The sequence below is a fragment of the Blautia sp. DFI.3.45 genome (assembly GCF_020593505.1).
GTDB lineage: Bacteria > Bacillota > Clostridia > Lachnospirales > Lachnospiraceae > Blautia_A > Blautia_A wexlerae.
On the sequence record NZ_JAJDMI010000008.1, the window covers coordinates 116,357 to 123,658 of the forward strand.

Here is a 7,302-nt window from a genome sequence, read left to right on the forward strand (position 1 = left end):
TTAAAATATAAAATTCGGGAGGACAATTATTATGAAAAAATTAGTGGCAGCAGTTTTAACAGGAGTATTAGTAGCAGGAACTTTAAGCACAGGAGTTTACGCAAAGGATGATGACAAGACAATCACAGTTGCAGCGTCTGCAACACCTCACGCAGAGATACTTGAGGAGGCAAAACCACTTCTTGAGAAAGAAGGATATGACCTTGAGGTTACTGTATTTGATGATTATGTAAGACCAAACGAGGTAGTTGAGAGTGGAGAGTTTGATGCAAACTACTTCCAGCATATCCCATATCTGGATCAGTTTAATGAGGAGAAGGGCACACACCTTGTAAATGCAGGCGGTATTCACTATGAGCCATTCGGAATCTATCCCGGAACAAAAGACAGCCTGGATGATCTGAAAGACGGAGATTCCATCGCAGTACCAAATGATACCACAAACGAAGCAAGAGCACTTCTTCTTCTCCAGGATAACGGAATCATCACTCTGAAAGATGGTGCAGGATTAAATGCAACTGTTAAGGATATTGCAGAGAATCCTCACAATGTGGAGATCGTAGAGCTGGAAGCAGCACAGGTAGCACGTGTTACAGGTGAGACAGCTTACGTAGTATTAAACGGAAACTATGCTCTGGAAGCAGGCTTCTCAGTTGGAAAAGATGCACTTGCATATGAGAAATCTGATTCTGAAGCAGCAAAGACATATGTAAACGTAATCGCAGTAAAAGAAGGCAATGAAGACAGCGAAAAGATTCAGGCACTTGTAGATGTACTGAAATCTGATGAGATTAAAGATTTTATCAATGAGAAATATGATGGTGCAGTAATTCCTTTTGAAGAAAGCTCAGATGCAGAAGAAATAGATACAGAAGATGCAGATGATGCAGACAGCAAAGACGCAGACAATGCAGATGACACGGCAGAAGAAAATGCAGATACAACTGACACAGCAGAAGACGCTGAATAAGTAAAGATAACAGGAGATTCCTTTTTCAGGTAAAACTGGAGAGGGAATCTTTTTTTGTGCAAAAACATATAGGATTTCCATAAGTTTTCTGATACAATCTATAGTAATTCTATAAAAAGCGACAGACAATCCGATTTATTGGGAAACTGATATAAAATTATCATAGTGACGCGAAAAAATGTGACCCATTTTTGATTGTCGGCGATCGGTTATACCAAAGCAGGAGAGATTGTATGAAAGAGAACAAGATATGGAACGATTATTTGCCAGAAGACATGCAAGAACACTGGACTGTATATGAATGTCTGAAGGAAAGCGAAGATTCATCCACTTTCCTGGTGAAAGAGACAGCTACCGGAATCCTGTGCGTGCTTAAATGGGGGCGTAACAGGCAGGCGGAGTTTCTGCGCAATGAAATGGAAATCATGGAAAAAATGGCGGACAGGAAATTGTCCGGGATTCCAAAGACATACAGGATATTTGAAGAAAATGGCGAAGTGTATCTGGTAAGGGAATATATAGAGGGAATGTCTCTGGCTCAGATGGTTTTGCAAAAAGGTGGCATATCAGAAGCGGAAATCTGCAGGATCAGCAGGAAGATATGCCAGACAGCAGAGCAGTTTCAGAATCCGGATGAGCCTATGATACACCGGGATATAAAACCGGAGAATATAGTGGTCACACCTGGTGGTGAGGTGGTATTCATTGATTTCGGTACTATGCGCAGTTATAAAAAAGATGGGTCGCGTGATACTTTTGTGGTGGGTACCAGAGGAACTGCGGCGCCAGAGCAGTATGGCTATACACAGACAGACCAGCGTACAGATGTGTATGCAATCGGGCAGACAATGCTGTATATGGTTTCAGAGAGCTATGAAATGAATCAGCTTTCTGAGTGTGCAGTGAGCCGGAGAATGAAAAAGATCATAGAGAAGGCCTGCTCTTTTGAGCCTGATAAAAGATATGGGGATGCTGCGCAATTAAGGAGAGCAGTTGAGAAATGTCAGGCGAACAATAGAAAAAAGGTTTATAAAAAAGCAGGCGCAGTCTTTGGACTGATTGCAGCAGGTTATATACTGGCAATTTTTTCCCCGGATGGCACAGTGATTGAAAACAAAAGGATTGAAACGGCAGAACAGAGTGCGGCAGAAGAACAGATACAGGCAGAGATAATCTTCAGAGAAGAATTGATAGAAGAAGCCGTGCGCAAGGAACTGGGGCTTTCAAAGACAGACAAAATAACTGCCTCTATGCTGGAGAATGTAAGGAAACTCCGCATTGTCGGAAAAGAAATTCTTGATGATGAGGACACATTCTGGGGTGAAGGCCGCCATGTGGATGGAAAGGACAGCAGCTTCGGATCTGTGCGCGGAAATATTACAGATCTTTCGGATCTGGCACAAATGGTAAATCTGGAGGAACTTGCGCTGTGTAACCAGAAAATCGAAGATATTTCCGGGTTAAAAGAGCTGCCTTTGAAAAAACTTTATCTGAGCAAGAATATGATCACAGATTTCTCTGTGCTTTTGAATCTGATAGATCTGGATACCCTCTGTATTATGGAGAATCCGGCAGAGAATCTGTCAGTGATTGGAGAATGCACAGGCATTTTAAGATTAAATATACAGGGGATGAATCTGACAGATATAGACTTTCTGAAAAATCTGAGCCTGGATTACCTGGATATGAGTAATATGGAAGTAGAAAACAATATATTTGAGCCATTGACAGAGATGAAGAAACTGGATACTCTGTGCATGTGTGATGTAAATGAGGCGGCTGCCGAAACTCTTTCGCAGATGAGTACCTTAAAGGCGCTGTTCATGTGGGGGGATAGTACCATACTGGAGAATCTGAAACCATTGAAAGGGATGACACAGCTGGAGACACTTGCATTCACAACACAGATTTCTTCGTTGGAAGGAATCGAACAGTTTCCTTCATTAAATTTCCTGTCAGTAAGTTTCAGTCTGGTGAAAGATCTGTCTCCTGTCACAGGAGCAAAGAATCTGCAGGTAATAGATATTTCCAATGCAGATATTAAAAATTTTGAACCGCTGTTTGGACATTCGGGACTGACGGAGGTACACTGTACAGAGGAACAAAAAGAAGAAATCATGAAGATAGATTCTTCCCCTGATTTTGAAATTTATACATAAAAAGGGACAAAATTGTCCCGCTCTAAAATGGGCAGATATGGTACACTTAACAGTATCATATCTGCTTTTTAATTATGGATCAGTCATCAGATAACGGACAGTGGTAAAGATCAAAAAATATAACCTCGGGTTTTGGCAGAAGGGAGATATGAACAGGAAAGAGGTGTGAGAAGAAATGAAAGAAACAGAAGAAATCATGGGAATGATAAAAGAGGAAGGCGCCGCATATTTTGCAAGGGAACGAGGAAACAAGGTAGAGGTAGGGCTTTATCTTGAGCATATAATCGAAGAGCGTGGAATGAAAAAGAAAGATATTGTGCGAAAGCTGAATCTGGAAGAATCCTATGCACGAAAACTGTTTGGCGGTCAGCGAATCCCCACAAGGAAAATACTACTGCAGTGTGCGTTTCTCCTTTCTCTTGATCTGTCGGATACACAAAGGCTTCTGGATATCGGTCAGAAGCCGAGACTTTATCCGCGCGTACGTTACGATGCAGCAATTATTTATGGACTGGAAGAGAAGATGACACTAGAAGAGATGAACAGCTTCCTGGATGAAATAGGGGAAGAGATTTTACTGTAAAATATTTTTGAAAGATATCCCTGAAGGGATTCTGAACGCTGTCAAAAATGAAGATGGCAGTGTATAAAATTACAGAGGTACTAAAAAAATCATTCTCGCAAATTGTGCAAGCTGCGATTACATCTTGCAGGGTGCTTTTTTTAATACACTCAAATCCAGAAAAAGGAGGGTTTTACGTATGAAGAAAAAACAAGTCGCATTATTGTTGGCAGCACTTATGTGCATAACACCTATGGCAGAAAGCGCAGCTGTTATGGGCACAGAATTTTCTTCGGGGGAAGAAACTGTAGAGATGCAGGGCACGGAGGAAGAAGCCGAAGCAGAGGATACGGCAGAAATCTGGACATCCGGGGAAGAAGTATCAGATTTTGATACGGACGAAGCGCCGGAAGTGGACGGATTTACATCAGAAGAATCAGAGGCATCGACAGACGCAGCAGGTGCTAAACAGGTAAAAGGATCTTTTGAAGTGGCATATATAACAGAGGAACAGTACAATAATGCCCTGCAGAATGAAGAACGTCCGGAAGTGGACATGAAAACAGTAGAAGACACTACTTTTTCAAATGCGTTAAACAGTATCGAAGGAGAAAATACAGGATACTGTTTTGTAAGCGTCCAGGATCTGGAAGATGCAGCAGACTTTGTGGCTCCTGAAGGGATGATAGTACTGGTGGAGAATGCAAGAGCCAGAAGTATTACACCGAACGGAAACATCGTATTCTGGGGTATGATAGATCCGCCAGAGACGATTGAAATCAAAGAAGGAAAAGGAACGACAACTTTCTTCTGTCAGGATATGAGAAGCGTATTAAAAGGAACAGGTTCCGATGATAAAGTGATCTTTTGTGGGCAGAATAATGCGATAGGTGGTATTTCCGGAGTAGAAAATATATATCTGAGAAATAACAGCCATGATCTGCAGGTATTTGGTGCCAGTGAATTTTTTAATATTTACAATGAAACGGATAATATCAAAAACAATCCACAGGATGAAAATGCTTTTTTTATACACATTGTAAACAGTAAGACTGCTCCGGTATTCCATAAAACATTTGACTGGGGTACTGGCGAGTTTGAAAATGAAAATGGAGAGAAGTGGAGCAGTCCTTACGGAATTGGAATTATATATAAGACATCAGATGAGAAAGGTGAATGGGAAGATATTCCTGTTCCGGCTGGTACACAGGCAGTGAAATATGATATGTCTGACGAAGATATTGTGGAAATGCTTTCCAGAATTTGGGTCTATTCAGAAGATGGTACGACTCAGGATATGAATGGAAAAATCTGGAATCCGGATAAAGATAATGCGGTTGATCTTCAGGAATTCCGGGATTGTGAAGGAATGTCAGCAAAGGAGATTTTCGAGGCATGCGGAAGGGCAGAATTCCCTGATGGAGGATGTGTGTGGATTAATGTCGCACCGACAGCACAGGCGGAAAGATATATAAATGCATATCAGAAGAAGAACAATGCCAGTGGTTATTATCTGATGAATATGAAAGCTAACACCAAGATCAGTGGAACGCTTACTGTTCCAAGTGCTGCGAAAGCACTGAAGATAGAGGGACAGAATAATTATGACGAAAGCACAGATACAGATAATTTTGTTCCGGTTTCAATTTCTTCTGTAAATGTTCCGGCAGGCAAGAAACTGTCACTGTCCAGGATTCTTGTAAAGGCGAATACTTTAACCTTTACAGGCTCTGGAGAAGTGGAACTTATGAATGCCAGATTAAATGCAAATGTAACAGCAGATAAAATTAAGATTGCGGATGCTGTAGTGAAGAGCCTGAACTGTAAAGAACTGACATCAGAAGAGGGTGTATGTCTGGTTGTATCTGAATATCTGAATTTTGAGAAAGCAGTGATTAATCCGGAAATAACCATTTATGGACAGCCGGGAGCTTATCTGAAATTTGGTGAAATTGACAGTGCAGAATACTCTCAGACAGCAATTCCGCAGATTTATCTTGGAACAAACGGAAAACAGACAGCGCAGCTGTATATAGGTGGAGCATTGAAACTTGGTACATATGAAACGGAAGGTGAGACATATTCAAGAAATCTGATCGTTCGACAGTTTGATACAAAAGAAGCGCAGGCAGCAGGCGTTCCTGTATCGAAAGACTGTTTTGATCCAACATATAGGTATGCATGGGATGAGACAGAGGATAATGACTGGTTTTACTTTACAAAAATATACAAGAATGAAGAAATAAATCTTGTTACGGTCAATGCTAGTCTGGATGAAGAATATTCTACAAACAGACTTCTGGCGCAGTTTAGATTTGATGTAAATGGTGAGAAAAAATATGGAGTAGTACTTCCTCGATACATTCATCTGGATGAATTCGAAGGTTTAACAGCCGGAATTGATGGAAATAAACATCGTTTATTTTATGTAGACTGGTGGACAAATGAAGAGAAAATAAAAGCTGTTGAGATTCCTGCATACTATGAGTTCTCAGGTCAATCTCTGAACAGCATCGCATCTGCACAAATTTCTACAATCAAGACTCAACTTTATGCAGGTAAGGCGCTTAAACCGTCAGTAACAGTAACCTTAAACGGCAAGAAACTGAAAGCCGGAACAGACTACACCGTTTCCTATGCAAATAACACAAAAGCCGGCTCCACAGCATCTGTGATCATTACAGGTAAAGGCAATTATGTTGGCACAGCGATCCAGAATTTCGAAATTGCGGCGATTCCGGCAAAAGGAAAGGTATACACATCCGGAAACCTGAAATACAAGGTAACTAAATCCGCATACAAGAATGGAACAGTAAGCGTTTATGCTCCGGCAGAGAAAACTCTTACAAGTGCATCTGTTCCTGCAACAGTAAAAATTAATGGTTATACATTTAATGTAACAGCAATTGGTGATAAAGCATTTAATGGCTGCACAAAACTGAAAAAAGTCACGATAGGATCCAAAGTAACCACAATTGGAAAACAGGCGTTTAACGGATGTAAAGCGCTGACTTCCATTACAGTTAATTCTAAAGTGCTCAAAACAGTAGGAGCATCTGCATTAAAGGGAATTTCTGCTAAGGCAGTAATCAAAGTTCCGGCAGCAAAATTAAGTGCATACCAGAAGCTTTTCAAGGGCAAAGGACAGAAAAATTCTGTAAAGATTACAAAATAAGAAATAGAAACAAAGATTATATAGCTAAAACCATACAGTTAAAATTATATAGAGGCAGAATCAGTAAAAATTTCTGCTACACATAAAAAGATAGTTCTTGAAGAAGAAGCCCGGAATTAGTGTACCGACAAGATTGTTTCAAGAATCAACTTGTCGGTACATCAGAGTTGTTGTCATGAGCAATTCTGTTTCCGGGTTTCATTTACCTGTATTTCTTTGGAAAATTCAGGTGATAAGATGGATTTAAAATGTATGAACAATTAGAAAAATAAAAAAAATTAAAAAAGTTTCAAAAAAGGTGTTGACATCCGACAAAATCCATTATATAATAGCAAAGCAAGTTACGGAGCGGACAACAAATAAGCCGCCTGAAACAAGCGCAATATGGAATCTTAGCTCAGCTGGGAGAGCATCTGCCTTACAAGCAGAGGGTCAT

The 7,302-nt window shown here is 40.5% G+C and carries 4 protein-coding genes; all 4 read left to right on the forward strand.

The genetic code is table 11. The features are described from left to right. Positions 1–31 precede the first annotated feature (31 nt). Positions 32–970, forward strand: coding sequence for a MetQ/NlpA family ABC transporter substrate-binding protein (locus tag LJE09_RS05030; protein ID WP_055150422.1), 939 nt, complete (start codon positions 32–34; stop codon positions 968–970). Between the two features lie 233 nt (positions 971–1,203). Next, complete coding sequence (locus LJE09_RS05035) at positions 1,204–3,129, forward strand: protein kinase domain-containing protein (RefSeq protein ID WP_055150419.1); 1,926 nt, start codon at positions 1,204–1,206, stop codon at positions 3,127–3,129. Positions 3,130–3,304: 175 nt separating this feature from the next. Then, complete coding sequence (locus tag LJE09_RS05040; protein ID WP_025580554.1) at positions 3,305–3,712, forward strand: hypothetical protein; 408 nt, start codon at positions 3,305–3,307, stop codon at positions 3,710–3,712. Positions 3,713–3,890: 178 nt separating this feature from the next. Next, on the forward strand, positions 3,891–6,866 hold the full coding sequence (locus LJE09_RS05045) for a leucine-rich repeat protein (protein ID WP_227311025.1): 2,976 nt from the start codon (positions 3,891–3,893) through the stop codon (positions 6,864–6,866). The last annotated feature ends 436 nt before the right edge of the window (positions 6,867–7,302 follow it).

Coding starts and splice junctions, on each gene's coding strand:
- LJE09_RS05040 (WP_025580554.1), top strand. CDS start 3,305: ATGAAAGAAACAGAAGAAATCATGGGAATGATAAAAGAGGAAGGCGCC.
- LJE09_RS05035 (WP_055150419.1), top strand. CDS start 1,204: ATGAAAGAGAACAAGATATGGAACGATTATTTGCCAGAAGACATGCAA.
- LJE09_RS05045 (WP_227311025.1), top strand. CDS start 3,891: ATGAAGAAAAAACAAGTCGCATTATTGTTGGCAGCACTTATGTGCATA.
- LJE09_RS05030 (WP_055150422.1), top strand. CDS start 32: ATGAAAAAATTAGTGGCAGCAGTTTTAACAGGAGTATTAGTAGCAGGA.